We start from the raw sequence: 619 nt of genomic DNA, 5'->3' as shown, positions 1-619 counted from the left end.
CACCGCGGTGTATTTCACGACGGCGTTGTTCGACGCGATGGCGTCGGAGGCGGTGGGCGCGTTGGCGGGTCTGGAGGAGATCTGGACGGGGGGTGATGTGTTGTCGGCGCCGGCGTTGCGGCGGGTGCTGGAGGAGTGTCCGGGGACGACCGTGGTGCACGCCTACGGGCCCACGGAGTCCACGGTGTTCTGCAGTTATCAGGTCTTCGGGCCGGGTGAGCGGGTGGTGGAGCGGCTGCACCTGGGGGTGCCGATGGCCAATACCCGGATGTATGTGCTGGACGAGGGGCTGCGTCCGGTGGTGCCGGGTGTGGTGGGTGAGCTGTACGTCGCGGGCAGTCATCTGGCCCGGGGGTACGTCGGGCGGCCGGGACTGTCCTCCGAGCGGTTCGTGGCCGATCCCTTCGGTCCGGCCGGTGAGCGGATGTACCGCACGGGTGATCTGGCGCGGTGGAACGAGCACGGTGAGGTCGTCTTCGAGGGCCGGGCCGACCAGCAGGTGAAGCTGCGCGGCTTCCGGATCGAGCCGGGTGAGATCGAGTCGGCGTTGGTCGTCCACCCGTCGGTGGCGCAGGCCGCGGTGGTCGTCCGCGAGGACCGCCCCGGCGACAAACGCCTC

At 70.1% G+C, this 619-nt stretch carries 1 protein-coding gene; it reads left to right on the top strand.

The window, feature by feature from the left end:
- On the top strand, positions 1–619 hold a 619-nt coding region (locus tag ADK41_RS05855; RefSeq protein WP_037805357.1), incomplete at both ends, for an AMP-binding protein.

It is taken from the genome of Streptomyces caelestis (assembly GCF_001279005.1).
GTDB lineage: Bacteria > Actinomycetota > Actinomycetes > Streptomycetales > Streptomycetaceae > Streptomyces > Streptomyces heliomycini.
Note: the sequence above shows the minus strand (reverse complement) of the source record. Positions and strands in the feature narration are given on the sequence as shown.